The following is a 14,542-nucleotide window of genomic DNA, read 5'->3' on the forward strand; positions in this document are numbered from 1 at the left end:
GGCGTGGCGGCGCGCTGCGTTCAGCTGCAAGGCGCGTTTTGCAGGGCCGGAAACAACGCGGCCGCCGGGCGATGCCGCGGCGGCCGCGTTGCCGGTGTCGCGTGCGCGCTTACCAGATCACCACTTGCCGCTCGCCGTCGCGGACCATGGCATCGCCGGGCTTGCAGCCCCAGGCCTGGGCGAAGGCCGGCAGGTTGCTGGGCGCGCCGATGGCGCGGAACTGCGCCGGCGCGTGCGGATCGGTGGTCAGGCGCACCTTCAGCTCGTCCGGGGTGAAGTTGCGGCGCCACACCGTGGCCCAGTTGGCGAAGAAGCGCTGGTTGCCGCTGAGCCCGTCGATCGCGGCCGGCTGCTTGCCGCCGAGCGCGCGCTGATAGGCGTCATAGGCGATGGCCAGGCCGCCGAGATCGGCGATGTTCTCGCCCAGGGTCAGCTTGCCGTTGACCTTCTGCCCGCCATCGACCCGGTAATCGTCGAACTGCTGCACCAGCTTGTTGGTCAAGGCCTTGAAGCCGCTGGCATCGGCATCGGTCCACCAGTTCTCCATGTTGCCGCCGGGGCCGAAGCGGCTGCCCTGATCGTCGAAGCCGTGGGTCATCTCGTGGCCGATCACCGCGCCGATGCCGCCGTAGTTCAGCGCGTCATCGGCCTTGCCGTCGAAGAACGGCGGCTGCAGGATCGCGGCCGGGAACACGATCTCGTTCTGCATCGGGTTGTAATAGGCGTTGACCGTCTGCGGGGTCATGCCCCATTCGGTCTTGTCCACCGGCTTGCCGATCTTGGACAGCGCCCAGCGGTAGTTGAACGCGTTGGCGGCGAGGATGTTGCCGATGTAGCTGTCGCGGCTGGTTTCAAGACCGGAGAAATCACGCCACTTGTCCGGGTAGCCGATCTTGGGGGTGAACGCGGCCATCTTCTCCAGCGCCCGCGCCTTGGTCTCGTCCGACATCCAGTCCAGCTGCTCGATGCGGGCCTTGAACGCCTCCTGCAGGTTCTGCACCAGGGTTTCCATGCGCGCCTTGGATTCGGCCGGGAACGCGACCTTGACGTAGATCTGGCCGAGCGCCTCACCGACATTGCTTTCGATCGCACCCAGCACCCGCTTCCAGCGCTCCTTGTCCTGCTGCTGGCCACGCAGGGCCTTGCCGTAGAAGGCGAAGTTCTCGTCGACGAACGGCTGCGCCAGGTAGGGCGAGGCGCTGTCCACCAGATGGAAGCGCAGGTAGCTGCGCCAGTGCTCGGCCGGCACCTCGCCGAGCATCGTCGAGACTTCGCGGTGGAAGTCCGGCATCGCCAGCGAGAACATGTCCGGCTTGGACAGACCCTGCGATTCGAAGAACGCCGACCACGGGAAGTTCGGGCTCAGCGCGTCCGCCTCCTCGATGCTGACCGGGTTGTAGAACAGGGCGACGTCTCGCGAGAGCTCCTCGCTGGATTTCGACGCACGTGCCAGCCGGGTTTCGAAGGCCACCACGTGCTCAGCCTGCTGCGCGGCATCGGCGGCGTCGATGCCGGACAGCTCCAGCACCTTGGCGACGTGGCCGCGATAGGCGTCGAGCTTGTCCTTCTTGTCGGCATCGAAATAGAAACCGCGATCGGGCAGGCCGAGGCCGCCCTGCATCGCATAGGCGATGTTCATCGACGAATTCTTGAAGTCCGCTTCCGGGCCGAAGCCGAACAGCATGCCTTCGCCCTTGGCGTAGCTGCGGCGCAGGTAGTCGGCGATGGCGGCGCCGTCGGCCAGTTGTTCGATCTCGTGCAGACGGCCCCGCAGCGGGGCAATGCCCTGCGCATCGATCTTCGCCTGATCCATGCCGGTGGCGTAGATGTCGCCGATCAGCTTGTCGATGCCTTTCGCGTCGGCCTTGGCCGCGGCCTGCTCGGCCAGCTGGTGCTGGATCGCGGTGGAGCGCTCGTCGAGCATCTCGAACGCGCCCCAGCTGGTGCGGTCGCCGGGGATGGCGTTGGCGGTGAGCCAGTTCTTGTTGATGTAGCTGCCGAAGTCGGTGCAGGCATTGCCGCTGGCGTCGATGTCGCTGGCCTGGAAGCTGTTCATCGGCGGCAGCCTGGATTCGTCCAGCGTGTAGCCGATGGCGCCGTTGCCGGAGGCGCCGGCATCGGCATCGGCCTGCGCGGCGTTGTCCGGGGCCTGCTGGCAGGCGGCCAGCGCGGCGGCGATCGACAGGGCCAGGGCAAAGCGGGGAAGGGCGGTGTTGCGCATGTGTCTCTCGTGTCGTGCCCGCGGCGCGGGCGCAAGGCTTGCACTGTACGCCTGCGCCGGGCCGGTCTTCTGTGCAGGAAGTCATGCCATGAGAAGCCGTTCAGGCCGTGCTAGCTTGGGCCGCTGACATTGATCCACTCGCACTGACCCAAGGAGGCGCAGCGTCGCATGCAGGTTCATTTCCATGGTGCGGCCGGCATGGTCACCGGCTCCATGCATCTGCTCCACGCGGCCGGGCGGCAGCTGCTGCTGGATTGCGGCATGGTGCAGGGAACGCGCGAGGCCGAGGCCATGAACGCGGCCGAGTTTCCGTTTGCGCCGGGCGAACTGGATGCGGTCGTCATCTCGCATGCGCATATCGACCACATCGGCCGGCTGCCGCTGCTGGTGGCGCGCGGTTACCGCGGCCCGATCTTCGCCCAGCGCGCCACCGCCGAGCTGATGCCGATCATGCTGCAGGATGCGGCTTCGCTGCAGGAAAGCGAGGCCGAACGCCACAACCGCCACCTGCGCCGCGGCCAGCCGCCGATGCAGCCTCTGTACGACGTCGAGGACGTGCTGCAGACGCTGAAGCAGGTGCGCACGCTGGATTACGGGCAGCGCGAGGCGATCATCGACGGCATCGAACTGCGCCTGCGCGATGCCGGCCACATCCTGGGGTCATGCATCGTCGAAGTGTTCGCCGACGGGCGCACGCTGGTGTTCTCCGGCGATCTCGGGCCGAAGGGCACGCCGATCCTGCGCGATGCCGAAACTATCGGCCAGGCCGATCTGCTGCTGATGGAATCGACCTATGGCGATCGCAACCATCGCGAGCGGCTGGAGACGGTGCGCGAGCTGGGCGCGATTCTCGATCAGGCATGGAACCAGCATGGCAACGTGATGATCCCGGCGTTTGCGGTGGGCCGCTCGCAGGAGCTGCTGTACTGGTTCGCGCGGCACTGGGACGAATGGAACATGGCGCGCTGGCGCATCTTCCTGGACAGCCCGATGGCCGGCAAGGTGGTCAAGGTCTATGACCGCCACCATGCGCTGTTCGATGCCGAGGCGCGCGAGGTCTGGCGCGGCACGCCCAATCCGTTCCGCCTGCCGAATCTGCACATCACCGAAAGCACCGAGGAATCGATGGTGATCAACCGCATCGGCAGCGGTTCGATCATCATCGCCGGCAGCGGCATGGCCAATGGCGGGCGCATCCTGCACCACTTCCGCCATCGCCTGGACCGGCGCGAGAACCACGTGGTGTTCGTCGGCTATCAGGCCGAGGGCACGCTGGGGCGGCGGCTGGTGGATGGCGCGCAGTGGGTGCGCATCCACGGCCATGACGTGCGCGTGCAGGCGCAGCGGCATACCGTCGGCGGGCTATCGGCGCATACCGACCAGCAGGGCCTGCTGGATTGGTACGGCGGCTTCGCCTCGCCACCGCCGGTGGTGCTGGTGCATGGCGAGGATCGCGCGCGCGAGGCGCTGGCCGGGGAGCTGCAGCAGCGCTTCGGCGTGCATGCCGAACTGGCGACGCCGGGCATGGTGATGGACGCATGAGCCGGATGCGGGTGCGGTACTTGCGGGGCGCTGACTGATGGGACTGGAGCGGGCACTGCTGTTTCTGGCGCTGGCGCTGCTGGCCGAGGTCGCCGGCACCGTCGGCGGCTTCGGCTCGTCGGTGTTCTTCGTGCCGATCGCCAATTTCTTCTTCGACTTCCAGACCGTGCTCGGGATCACCGCCGTCTACCACCTGCTGAGCAACCTCAGCAAGCTGGGGCTGTTCCGTGGCGGCATCGACAGGCGCCTGCTGCTGACCTTGGGCGTGCCCTCGGTGCTGTTTGCGCTGCTCGGCTCGCTGGCAACACCGTATCTTCCGGTATCGGCGCTGAAACTGGCATTGGCGCTGTTTTTGATCGTGCTTTCGGCGCTGCTGCTGTGGCGCGACGACTGGCATCTGCAGCCCAGGCCGTGGGTGGCGGTGATCGGTGGTGCGGTGTCGGGTGGCATGGCCGGGCTGGTCGGCACCGGCGGCGCGGTGCGCGGCCTGACCCTGGCCACCTTCAATCTGCCCAAGGAAGCCTTCGTCGCCACCTCGGCGGCGATCGACATGGGCATCGACATCGCCCGCGCCGGCGTCTACTGGCGCAATGGCTACATCCAGACGCAGGACCTGGTGTGGATTCCGCTGCTGGCGGTGGTCGCGCTGATCGGCACCTGGATCGGACGACGCCTGCTGCGGCGCATCCCGCAGGCGGTGTTTCGCCGTTTGGCGCTGGGGCTGGTGCTGCTGATCGGCTGCGTGACCCTGTTCGAAGCACTGCGCTGAGGCGGGGCGCCAACACTGAACCGCAGGCGCGGTGCGCTTGGGTGCATCCACCTGAATGCGGCGTTTGCCCTACAATGGGCGGATCAGCGCACGGCTGGCCCGTTTTCCACGGCTCGCCGCCCTCGGCCGATTTCGGCTTCGGGCCTTGCTCCGCACGTCTTTCGTCGCGCCTGACACATCCGCCCATCCGGCGCGGATGTCATCGCTACTCGCAGCGCGGTTGGGAAAGCTCCGGGTACACCTGCCACCGATTGCACATCGGCAATCGCGGCGGGTGCTTTGCTTTGGAGTGACCAATGAACTTTGAAACCCTCGGGCTTGCGCCCGCCCTGTTGCATGCGCTGGCCGATACCGGCTACCACACGCCGACCCCGATCCAGCAGCAGGCGATCCCGCTGGTCTTGGCCGGCCACGACGTGCTCGGCGCGGCGCAGACCGGCACCGGCAAGACCGCCGCCTTCGGCCTGCCGCTGCTGCAACGCCTGGCCAAGGCGACGCCGGCCAAGGGTCCGCGCAAGCCGCGCGCGCTGGTGCTGGTGCCGACCCGCGAGCTGGCGGTGCAGGTGGCCGACAACCTCAAGACCTATGCCCGCTACCTGCGCCTGAACGTGACCATGCTGTTCGGCGGCGTCGGCATGCAGCCGCAGATCGACAACCTGCGCCGTGGCGTGGACGTGCTGGTGGCCTGTCCGGGCCGCCTGATCGACCACCTGCAGCGCGGCACCGCGCAGCTGGATGCGGTCGAAGTGCTGGTGCTGGACGAGGCCGACCGCATGCTCGACATGGGCTTCCTGCCTTCGATCAAGCGCATCCTGGCGCGGGTGCCGGCGCAGCGGCAGACGTTGCTGTTCTCGGCCACCTTCGAGCCGCGGATCAAGGCGCTGGCGCTGGAGTACCTGCGCGAGCCGCGTGAAGTGCAGGTGGCGGCGCAGAACGCCATCGCCGATACCATCGTGCACCGCGTGCATCCGGTCGACGCCGCGCGCAAGCGCGAGCTGCTGATCGACTTGCTGGCCGCGCGGCCGCAGGATCGCGTGCTGGTGTTCGGCAAGACCAAGCACGGCTGCAATCGCCTCGCCGAGCAGCTGGACAAGGCCGGCCTGCCGGCGCTGGCGATCCACGGCAACAAGAGCCAGGCGGCGCGGCAGAAAGCGCTGGATGCGTTCAAGTCCGGGCGTACCCGGATCTTGGTGGCCACCGACGTCGCCGCGCGCGGGCTCGACATTCCGGCGCTGCCGCTGGTGGTCAATCATGACCTGCCGATGGTGGCCGAAGACTACGTGCACCGCATCGGCCGCACCGGCCGCAACGGCATGGACGGCGAGGCGATTTCGCTGGTGGCACCGGAAGAGGGGCCGCTGCTGCGCGACATCCAGAAACTGCTCAAGGCCGATGTGCGCATCGAGGAACTGGACGGCTACGTGCCGGCCGAGCCGCTGCGCTTCAACGGCCCGCGCCCCGCCAATGGCGGCCGCGGCGGCGGGCAGCGTCGCGGCGCGGCGCCGAAGCCCGCGCATCGTGGGCATGGCAAGCCGCAGGAGGCGCGTGCCAAGCCGCATGCCGGGCCCAAGCCCGGCGTCAAGGGGCGTCGTCGCCGGCGTCCGGCGGCTTCGGCCTGATCAGCGCATCCGCTTGCCGTGCGCGTCGCCGCCACGGCAGCTCGTGTCAGGCGTCGTCCTGCGCCGGGCCGCGCTCGAACGGGATTTCGTCGCGCGAGACCGCGCCACCGGAAATGATGAAACTCATCGCCTCGTCCACCGTCCAGTTGGTGGGCGTGATGCGATCCACCGGCACGATCTCCAGGTAGCCGGAGGTCGGGTTGGGCGTGGTCGGCACGTACACCGCGGCCAGCTCGCGGCCGGTGCCGGCCTCGCGGATGACCTTGGTGACGAAGCCCACCGCCTTCATCTCCGGGCTGGGGAAGTCGATCAGCACCACGCGCTGGGTGCCATCGGGCGAGGTCTGCAGGATGTCCAGCAGCTTGCGTGCACTGCCGTAGATGGTGCTGGCCAGCGGAATGCGCGCGATGAAGGTTTCGAACCAGCCAAGCATGCGCTGGCCGACCACCAGCCGGCCGAGCACGCCGACCAGCAGGATCAGGCCCACGGTGCCGAGCAGCGCCACCGCGAAACTGACCCATTCGTCGGTCAACCAGCCGAGCGTCTGTGGCGAAGCACGTGCAATCCCGTGCAGCAGCGGCTCCACCCAGGGCCGGCTGGCATCGGACATCAGCACGAACACGAAGCGCAATACCACCCAGGTCAGCCACAACGGCAGCAGGGTCAGGAGCCCGGTCAGGAACAGCTTGGCGAAGCGGGATTGGGCGGAAGCGGTCGGCGGCATGGCGTCATTCTAGTGCTCATGCCGTGATTGCATGGGGCACGGGCTTGCCGGTGTCGAAGTTGTGGTGATATGCATGACGGCAACATCAAGTTGGGGTGGGGCATGTTGAAACGGGTTGCACTCGGGCTGGTGCTGTTTCTGGTCGGCGTCGTCGCCGTCTGGGGACTGTCGCGAATGCTCGGCGCCAGCCGCGCGGAGCGTTCCGCACTCGCGTTGATGGAACAGACCTGGCAACCCGCCGGGCGCAATGCCTTCGCCGCATTCTGGCTGGCCGATTTCCCCGTGCCCGCCGATGAGCGTGAACGGGTACTCGCCGAAGACGTGGCCCGTTTCCGCGCATCGCGGTCCGGCGAGGGCAACGAAGAATGGAGCGGAAGCAGCTTCGTCAGCGTGGCAGCGACGCACTGGCCCAGCGATGCACCCGAATGGCCGGCCGATCTGCAATTCTGCCGCGGCAGCGAAGCCTGTCTGGCCAAGGTGCGTGCCGATCTGGCCGAGTACAGCGCACTTGTCGAAGCCGGTGCGGCGCGCATCGCGCGGATCGAGGCGATCACCGATGGCGACCATGTACGCAGCACCTTCCCGGCACATCTGTTCGCGCCGTTCCCGCCCTTGAAGCTGATTTACGAGCCGGCGACCGCCTATGCCGTGCGTTTTGCCCGTGGCGAGCACCTGCCGGCCCTGGCATCGACCTGTGCGCGCATCGCCGATCTGCGTCGGCTGCGTACGCAGACCGACATGCTGGTGGTGGCAATGGTCGCGGATGCGTATGCCGCGCAGGGCTATGCACGCCTTGCCGCCGACATGCTGGCGGAGATGCCGCTCGATGCTCCCTTGCCGGATGAATGCCGGCAGGCCTTCGCCCCGCTGCAGCCGGCGGATACCTCCTTGTGCCAAGCGATGCGCGGTGAGTTCGCGGTGCGCGCGCAGGCCGTGGACATCACCCTCGACGAGGCGAGGAAGTCGGGCACCAACATCGGCCTGATCTTCGATCCCGCCAGCACCCGCGCCATGCTGGCCACCGAACTGGCCGCGTATTGCGAAGCGGACAACATCGCGCGCCTCGCCGCCGACCAGCCGATGCCGGCCACGGGCGAGTTTCGCAGGCTGCGCTTGCCGTGCGTTGCCAACTGGATGGGCTGCATCGTCGCGGGGGCTGCCCATGGTCTGTCCGATTACGGCGAGCGGGTGCGCGACCATGCCGCGTTGCTGCGCCTGATGGGCGGGCTGGTATGGCTGCGCGAGCATCCCGAGGTGTTGGCGCAAGGGCCCGGGTTGATCGATTCATTGCCGAGCCACAGCCGTGCCCCGGCCCACGTGCTTGAACTCGATGAGCAGGCACGCGCGATCCGCTTGTCGCTGATCTCGGCGCAGTACGCGGAATCGCCGAGCTGGCTGATCCCGTTGCCCGGTTCGCGTGTCGACGGGGATTGAGTGGCCGGACTTCAACGCCCGCGCTTCTTGCGCACGTAAAGCTGCTTGCGCACGCGGGCGACGAGCTCGCCCTCGGCATCGATCACGTCGGTGTCGAACCAGCGCAGGACCTTGTCGCCGTCCGCCGCGGCGGCGATGAGCTCATCGACGACGGACTGCTGCAGCCGGAACTCGGCATGCACGGTGCTGCGACCGGGCTTGACGAATTCGATCTCGCCGGCCTTGTCCCAGACCACATAGTCACGCGGTAGCGCATGCAGCGCGAGCAGCATCCAGAACGGGTCGGTCATGGCGAACAGGCTGCCGCCGAACTGGGTACCGACGTAATTGCGATTCCATGGACGCAGGCGCAGCTCCACCCGCGCGCTGCGCCAGTCCGCGCCGATATGGGTCACGTGGATGCCGCTGAACAGGTAGGGCGGCCACAGGTTCATGCCCATGCGCAGCAGGCGAGGGGTCATTTGCATGGAAACAGGGGTCACAGCGCCGCGACAGGCGGCGACCGGCGAACAATACGCATGCGAATGGCGGGAATCAAGCCGCGGGCAACAATCCGGCGCGACGCCTTCAGCTCAGCAGCAACGAGGACATCTGACGGCGGTAGCGGGACACCAGGGTCGGGTCATCGAGGATGCGGAAGGCATCGATCAAGGCGGTGCGCGGCAAGCCGTCCTCGAACTGGCGGTCACGGCGCAGCATCTCCATGAACTGTTCCAGCCCTGCGGCCGGGTCGCCGCTGACGATTTCCTGCACGCCGAGCAGGTGGCGCGCCTTGAGGTCGCCCGGGTTGGCGGCGATCGCCTGCTGCAGCACCTCGCGTGGCGGCGCGTCCTTGAGCAGGGCAGCAAAGCCCAGCCGTGCACGCGCCGTGATGGCGCGGTCGTCGGTGGCGAGGTTGGCGGGCAGGGCATCGAGCAACGCCTTTGCCTCGTCGGCGGCGCCGATGGCGAGCAGCGCCACGGCCAGGTCCAGCTTGTGCTCGTCCTGTTGCGGATGGGCCTCGACCTGCTTGCGCAGGCGCTGCACTTCCTGCTGCGGGTCGCGCGGTGCTTCGGGCTCGAGCTGTGCCGCATCGCCACCCGCGGCGGGCTGGATGCCATGCGAGGCGAGGAACTGGCGCAGCTCGCCCTCGGGCAGCGCGCCGGGAAAGCCATCGACCAGTTGTCCGTCCTTGACCAGCATCACCGTCGGCACCGAGCGGATCTGGAACGCGGCGGCCAGTTGCTGCTCCTGGTCCACGTCCACCTTGGCCAGGCGGAAGGCACCGTTGTATTCGGCGGCCAGCTTCTCGAGGATCGGCCCCAGGGTCTTGCACGGGCCGCACCAGGTGGCCCAGAAGTCGACCAGTACCGGCATCTGCAACGAGGCCTGGATCACATCCGCTTCGAAATTCGCGGCGGTGGCATCGAACACATGCGTCGCGGCGGCGGTGTCGGCGTGGGGGTCGAGCAGGGAATCGGTCATCATGGCGTCCGTTCAATCGCGGGTACGGCTCTATCAATGGCGACGGCGAGCGTGTTTTGCAAGCAGGCGGGGGCGCGATGAGGGCGTGGCTGGTATTGCTCGCGGTTGTGAGCGTGCTGCTTGGTGCGTGGCTGCAGGGCGCGCGGCTGGAGGGCTATTCGCATCTGCGTCATGCGCTGGGCGTGCTGGGGGCACGTGGCATGCCGGCCGCGGGCGTGGCCAATGCACTGCTGTTCCTGCTGCCCGGCGTGCTGCTCGCCATCAACCAATGGCGCCTGCGCGGGCGTCTGCGCCAAGGTGCCGGCTGGTGGCTGCGGATGGCCCTGCAAACCGGGCTGCTGGCCGCGCTGGCGTATGCATTGCAGGGCGTGTTCGTGCTCGACCTGGCGCAGGTGGCGGATGAGGCGGGCAACCGCCTGCATGCCCTGGCGTGGATGCTGTGGCAGCTGGCCTGGGCGCTGTCGGCGCTGCTGCTGGTTGTGGCGCGCGAACTGCCGCGCAGCCTGCGTCTTGGCGCATTGCTGCTCGCCTCGTGCGTGCCGCTGCTGATGCTGGGCGCCCCCGCGCTGTGGCCGCCGGGCCTGGCGCAACGCCTCGGGGTCGCGGCGTGGCTGGTGTTGTGTGCATGGCTGACGCAGGTGCTCAGCCGTGGCGCAGCTTCAACAGCAGGATGATCGAGGCCAGTGCGAAGGTAACGAGGTTGGCGAGGATCATCGGCCACGAACCCAGCACCAGCCCGTAGCCGAACCAGCAGGCGATACCAAGCAGGAACACCACGTACATGCCCAGCGATATGCCCGAGGTATCGCGGCTGCGGATGGTTTTCAATGCTTGTGGGACGAACGCCAGCGTGGTCAACGTGGCGGCCAGATAGCCGATCCATTCCAGGGACATGGGCATGCTCGCAGGGGAAGCCTGCGCGCACGGTAACACTTGAGTTGAGGGGTCACGAAACGGGTCGGCCTGGACGGGCGGAGCTGTGCGTGGGACTACTTGAAGGACGCTTGCAGAAGGTTTGCCGTCGTCGCAATGACTGCATTGCGCTCATCCTCTTTCGAGGAAGGGGCATTCAGATAAACGGACAATGCATACTTGTTTCCGCTTGGCGCAATCAGGAATGCCACATCATTGCGTCCGCCCTTGGCACACGATCCCGTTTTGTCACCTGCGATCCAGTCCCGGGGAAGGCCTGCCCGAATCGTCGAGTCGCCCGTGGTGTTGCCAACCAGCATGCGCGCAAGTTCCTCGCGAGAACGGGAGTGCAGGACATCCCCGTAAACAAGCCGTGCCACGTTTCGAGACATCGAGCCGGGCGTGGTCGTGTCGCGCACATCACCGTCCAGATTGCTGTTCAGAGCAGGCTCGTTTCGGTCCAGTCGGCTGACGTTGTCCCCAAGCAGCCTGAAGAATTTCGTCACCGAACCTGGGCCGCCGAGCCTCGCCAGCAGCAAGTTTGCCGCCGTATTGTCGCTCAACTGGAGTGAGGCGAGGTTCGCCTCGCGAACGGTCATGAAACCCGTGGCCAGATAACGCTTCGCGGCAGGTGCGTACTGATCGATTTCACTTTCCGTGTAATGCAGCTGTTCATTTGCATCGAGCTCGCCGATATCCGCCGCATGCATCGCAAGCGCTGCCAACGGCAGCTTGAACGTCGAACACATGGCGAAGCGTTCATCGGCTCGATAGCCGTAAAGGAGATTTCCGTGATGATCGGTCAGTGCAACCCCGATCCTTGCACCGTATCGGGATTCAAGGTCTGCAAGCTTGTCGTCCAGGGTGCCTTCTGCAAAAGCGTTTGAAAACGCACCGCCAAGCATGATCGCTGCGAACAGTTTGAACATGGGCGCTCCCTGAAGAGACGCAAGGCTATCACGCGCATGGGCAATGCCTGGCGCGGGCGTGCGAAATGGCACCGGGCGGATGACGCACATGCTGCGCTGCGGTAGTCTGCGAAGTCTCATTCCCGCTTCGCTTGTGGCACCGCCATGTCCTCAGACTCCAGCCCGATTCCCGCCTACGACCCCGCCTCCGTCGAGGCCGCCGCGCAGCAGCACTGGCAGCAGGTGCGCGCGTTCGAAGTGGACGAGGCCAGCGACAAGCCCAAGTTCTACTGCCTGTCGATGTTCATGTACCCCAGTGGCGCCATGCACATGGGCCACGTGCGCAACTACGTGATCGGCGACGTGATCAGCCGCCACAAGCGCATGACCGGGCACAACGTGCTGCAGCCGATGGGCTGGGATGCGTTCGGGCTGCCGGCGGAAAACGCCGCGATCCGCAACAAGACCGCGCCGGCGGCATGGACCTACGCCAACATCCGCCACATGCGCGGCCAGCTTGATCGCCTGGGCTTCGCCTATGACTGGAGCCGCGAGGTGACCACCTGCGCTCCGGAGTATTACGTCCACGAGCAGCGCATGTTCGTGCGCCTGATGCAGAAGGGCATCGCCTACCGCAAGAACGCGGTGGTCAACTGGGACCCGGTGGACCAGACCGTGCTGGCCAACGAGCAGGTCATCGACGGCCGCGGCTGGCGTACCGGTGCGCTGGTGGAAAAGCGCGAGATTCCGCAGTGGTTCCTGCGCATCACCGATTATGCCGATGAGCTGCTCCAGGGTCTGGACACGCTGGAGGGCTGGCCCGAGCCGGTCAAGATCATGCAGCGCAACTGGATCGGGCGCAGCGAGGGGCTGGAAATCGGCTTCGCGGTCGATGGCGAGGACACCCCGCTGACCGTGTTCACCACGCGCCCGGACACCCTGTTCGGCGTCACTTTCCTCACCATCGCCGGCGAGCATCCGCTGGCGCGCAAGGCCGCGCAGGGCAATCCGCAGCTGGCCGAATTCATTGCCGAACTGGCCAAGGGCGGGGTGTCCGAGGCCGAGCTGGAGGTGCAGGAGAAGCGTGGCATGGCCACCGGGCAGTGGGCGCGCCATCCGTTGACCGGCGAAGACCTGCCGATCTACGTCGCCAACTTCGTGCTGATGGGCTATGGCACCGGCGCGGTGATGGGCGTGCCGGCGCACGATCAGCGTGACTGGGAGTTCGCCAAGGCCTATGGCCTGCCGATCAAGCCGGTGATCGCGCCACCGGCGGTGCGTGATGCACTGCTCGACATCGCCGACGATGTCGCCGAGCACGCCGACCCGATGCAGGCCGCACTGGGCCGGCAGGGGGCGCTGGACGTGTACGACACCGATGCGGCGGTGGACGTGGTGCGTGAATACCTGGACTCGATCAACGACGCGGGCGCGTATGTCGATTACGGCGCGTTGATCAATTCGGGCGAATACAACGGGCTGGGTTTCCGCGACGCATTCGAGGCGCTGGCCACGCGCTTCGAGGCCGAGGGCAGCGGCAAGCGCCGGGTCAATTACCGCCTGCGCGACTGGGGCGTATCGCGCCAGCGCTACTGGGGTTGCCCGATCCCGGTGATCCATTGCCCGGACTGCGGCGCACTGCCGGTGCCGGAAGACCAGCTGCCGGTGGTGCTGCCGGAGGATGTCGCCGATGCCTTCGCCAGTGGCCAGGTGGTCAGCCCGATCAAGGCCGATCCCGAATGGCGCAAGACCACCTGCCCGGGCTGCGGCGGCCCCGCCGAGCGCGAAACCGACACTTTCGACACCTTCATGGAGTCGAGCTGGTACTACGCGCGCTTCGCCTCGCCGGGTGCCGCTGACATGGTCGATGCCCGCGCCGACTACTGGCTGCCGGTGGATCAGTACATCGGCGGCATCGAGCACGCGATCCTGCACTTGATGTATTTCCGCTTCTACCACAAGCTGTTGCGTGACGCCGGCATGGTGTCCAGCGACGAGCCGGCCCGCCGCCTGCTGACCCAGGGCATGGTGGTCGCGGACACCTATTACCGCGAGGAGCCCAGCGGCAACCGCGACTGGTTCAATCCGGCGGAAGTCGATGTCGAGCGCAACGAGAAGGGCAAGGTCGTCGGCGCGCGGCTGAAGGCGGACGGTCAGCCGGTGTTCGTCGGTTCGGTCGAGAAGATGTCGAAATCGAAGAACAATGGCGTCGATCCGCAGGCGATGGTCGACAAGTACGGCGCTGACACCGTGCGCCTGTTCTCGATGTTTGCCGCGCCGCCGGAGCTGTCGCTGGAATGGAACGAGGCCGGCGTCGAGGGCATGAGCCGCTTCCTGCGCCGGCTGTGGCGCGATGTCCATGCGCATGCCGCGCAGGGTGCCGCGCCGGCGCTCGAGCCGGGCGCGCTGGATCCCGCGCAGAAGGCGCTGCGTCGCCAGCTGCACCAGACGTTGAAGAAGGTGGGTGACGACTACGAGCGCCGGCATGCCTTCAATACCGCCATCGCCGCGTGCATGGAGCTGCTCAATCACCTGGGCAAGTTCAACGGCGCGAGCGCGCAAGGGCGCGCGGTGCGCCACGAGGCCCTCGAAGCCCTGGTGCTGATGCTCAATCCGATCACCCCGCACATCAGCCATGCGCTGTGGCAGGTGCTCGGCCATGCCGAAACCGTGCTCGAGGACGTGCCGTTCCCGCAGCCCGATGCCGAGGCCCTGCAAAGCGATGCGGTGACCCTGGCGGTGCAGGTCAACGGCCGGCTGCGCGGCCAGCTGGAGATCGCCGCCGATGCCGCGCGCGAGGACATCGAGGCCGCCGCGCTGGCGGTGCCCTCGGTGGCCGAGTTCCTTGGCACCCAGGCGGTGAAGAAGGTGATCGTGGTGCCGGGCCGGGTGGTCAACATCGTGGTCTGAGCCGCATGCCGGGGATGCGTGCCGCACGGCGGCAAATGG

12 protein-coding genes are annotated in these 14,542 nt (G+C 67.0%); 6 read left to right on the forward strand and 6 right to left on the reverse strand.

Translation table 11 applies throughout. The annotated features are described in order from the left end of the window. Nucleotides 1–109 precede the first annotated feature (109 nt). A complete protein-coding gene (locus ACW11F_RS02190; RefSeq protein WP_456995276.1) occupies nucleotides 110–2,221 on the reverse strand; it encodes a M13 family metallopeptidase in 2,112 nt (703 codons plus the stop codon). Between the two features lie 168 nt (nucleotides 2,222–2,389). Between ACW11F_RS02190 and ACW11F_RS02195 the strand changes: the two genes are divergently transcribed. The 3 genes from ACW11F_RS02195 to ACW11F_RS02205 all read left to right on the forward strand — a co-directional run bounded on the left by ACW11F_RS02195 (nucleotide 2,390) and on the right by ACW11F_RS02205 (nucleotide 6,151). Continuing rightward, nucleotides 2,390–3,763: an MBL fold metallo-hydrolase RNA specificity domain-containing protein gene (locus tag ACW11F_RS02195; protein WP_456995277.1), complete on the forward strand. Its 1,374-nt coding sequence runs from the start codon at nucleotides 2,390–2,392 to the stop codon at nucleotides 3,761–3,763. Nucleotides 3,764–3,800: 37 nt separating this feature from the next. After that, on the forward strand, nucleotides 3,801–4,532 hold the full coding sequence (locus ACW11F_RS02200) for a sulfite exporter TauE/SafE family protein (protein ID WP_456995278.1): 732 nt from the start codon (nucleotides 3,801–3,803) through the stop codon (nucleotides 4,530–4,532). Between the two features lie 296 nt (nucleotides 4,533–4,828). Next, nucleotides 4,829–6,151 (forward strand): DEAD/DEAH box helicase, encoded by a 1,323-nt coding sequence (locus ACW11F_RS02205; RefSeq protein ID WP_456995279.1) that lies wholly within the window; start codon nucleotides 4,829–4,831, stop codon nucleotides 6,149–6,151. Nucleotides 6,152–6,197: 46 nt separating this feature from the next. Here ACW11F_RS02205 and ACW11F_RS02210 read toward each other — a convergent pair whose 3' ends face one another. Beyond that, nucleotides 6,198–6,875, reverse strand: a complete 678-nt coding sequence (locus ACW11F_RS02210; RefSeq protein WP_456995280.1) for a DUF502 domain-containing protein — start codon at nucleotides 6,873–6,875, stop codon at nucleotides 6,198–6,200. A gap of 102 nt (nucleotides 6,876–6,977) precedes the next feature. On the opposite strand from ACW11F_RS02210, the gene ACW11F_RS02215 reads away from it, so the two are divergent. Further along, nucleotides 6,978–8,309 carry a hypothetical protein gene (locus ACW11F_RS02215; RefSeq protein ID WP_456995281.1) on the forward strand — a complete coding sequence of 444 codons (1,332 nt, stop codon included), beginning with the start codon at nucleotides 6,978–6,980 and terminating at the stop codon, nucleotides 8,307–8,309. Between the two features lie 11 nt (nucleotides 8,310–8,320). Here the strand turns inward: ACW11F_RS02215 and ACW11F_RS02220 are convergent, their stop codons facing one another. After that, the gene (locus tag ACW11F_RS02220) at nucleotides 8,321–8,770 is read right to left on the reverse strand and encodes a DUF4442 domain-containing protein (protein WP_456995868.1); all 450 of its coding nucleotides are present in this window, start codon (nucleotides 8,768–8,770) and stop codon (nucleotides 8,321–8,323) included. Nucleotides 8,771–8,876: 106 nt separating this feature from the next. Continuing rightward, on the reverse strand, nucleotides 8,877–9,773 hold the full coding sequence (trxA, locus tag ACW11F_RS02225; RefSeq protein ID WP_456995282.1) for a thioredoxin: 897 nt from the start codon (nucleotides 9,771–9,773) through the stop codon (nucleotides 8,877–8,879). 77 nt (nucleotides 9,774–9,850) lie between these two features. Here trxA and ACW11F_RS02230 point away from each other — a divergent pair, with 77 nt between their 5' ends. Beyond that, complete coding sequence (locus tag ACW11F_RS02230) at nucleotides 9,851–10,447, forward strand: DUF998 domain-containing protein (protein ID WP_456995283.1); 597 nt, start codon at nucleotides 9,851–9,853, stop codon at nucleotides 10,445–10,447. On the opposite strand, the gene ACW11F_RS02235 is transcribed toward ACW11F_RS02230, so the two are convergent. Continuing rightward, nucleotides 10,416–10,667 carry a SemiSWEET transporter gene (locus ACW11F_RS02235; protein ID WP_456995284.1) on the reverse strand — a complete coding sequence of 84 codons (252 nt, stop codon included), beginning with the start codon at nucleotides 10,665–10,667 and terminating at the stop codon, nucleotides 10,416–10,418. The two genes, ACW11F_RS02230 and ACW11F_RS02235, sit on opposite strands and share 32 nt — an antisense overlap. Nucleotides 10,668–10,762: 95 nt before the next feature. Then, on the reverse strand, nucleotides 10,763–11,614 hold the full coding sequence (gene bla, locus ACW11F_RS02240; protein ID WP_456995285.1) for a class A beta-lactamase: 852 nt from the start codon (nucleotides 11,612–11,614) through the stop codon (nucleotides 10,763–10,765). A 144-nt stretch (nucleotides 11,615–11,758) separates the two neighbouring features. On the opposite strand from bla, the gene leuS reads away from it, so the two are divergent. Continuing rightward, complete coding sequence (gene leuS / locus ACW11F_RS02245; RefSeq protein WP_456995286.1) at nucleotides 11,759–14,503, forward strand: leucine--tRNA ligase; 2,745 nt, start codon at nucleotides 11,759–11,761, stop codon at nucleotides 14,501–14,503. The last annotated feature ends 39 nt before the right edge of the window (nucleotides 14,504–14,542 follow it).

It is taken from the genome of Luteimonas sp. e5, from assembly GCF_054031035.1.

Excerpts from the sequence above, each read along its gene's own strand:
- bla (WP_456995285.1), bottom strand. The coding sequence starts at position 11,614 with ATGTTCAAACTGTTCGCAGCGATCATGCTTGGCGGTGCGTTTTCAAAC.
- ACW11F_RS02230 (WP_456995283.1), top strand. The coding sequence starts at position 9,851 with ATGAGGGCGTGGCTGGTATTGCTCGCGGTTGTGAGCGTGCTGCTTGGT.
- ACW11F_RS02210 (WP_456995280.1), bottom strand. The coding sequence starts at position 6,875 with ATGCCGCCGACCGCTTCCGCCCAATCCCGCTTCGCCAAGCTGTTCCTG.
- ACW11F_RS02195 (WP_456995277.1), top strand. The coding sequence starts at position 2,390 with ATGCAGGTTCATTTCCATGGTGCGGCCGGCATGGTCACCGGCTCCATG.
- ACW11F_RS02215 (WP_456995281.1), top strand. The coding sequence starts at position 6,978 with ATGTTGAAACGGGTTGCACTCGGGCTGGTGCTGTTTCTGGTCGGCGTC.
- ACW11F_RS02220 (WP_456995868.1), bottom strand. The coding sequence starts at position 8,770 with ATGACCCCTCGCCTGCTGCGCATGGGCATGAACCTGTGGCCGCCCTAC.
- ACW11F_RS02205 (WP_456995279.1), top strand. The coding sequence starts at position 4,829 with ATGAACTTTGAAACCCTCGGGCTTGCGCCCGCCCTGTTGCATGCGCTG.
- leuS (WP_456995286.1), top strand. The coding sequence starts at position 11,759 with ATGTCCTCAGACTCCAGCCCGATTCCCGCCTACGACCCCGCCTCCGTC.
- ACW11F_RS02200 (WP_456995278.1), top strand. The coding sequence starts at position 3,801 with ATGGGACTGGAGCGGGCACTGCTGTTTCTGGCGCTGGCGCTGCTGGCC.
- ACW11F_RS02235 (WP_456995284.1), bottom strand. The coding sequence starts at position 10,667 with ATGTCCCTGGAATGGATCGGCTATCTGGCCGCCACGTTGACCACGCTG.
- trxA (WP_456995282.1), bottom strand. The coding sequence starts at position 9,773 with ATGACCGATTCCCTGCTCGACCCCCACGCCGACACCGCCGCCGCGACG.
- ACW11F_RS02190 (WP_456995276.1), bottom strand. The coding sequence starts at position 2,221 with ATGCGCAACACCGCCCTTCCCCGCTTTGCCCTGGCCCTGTCGATCGCC.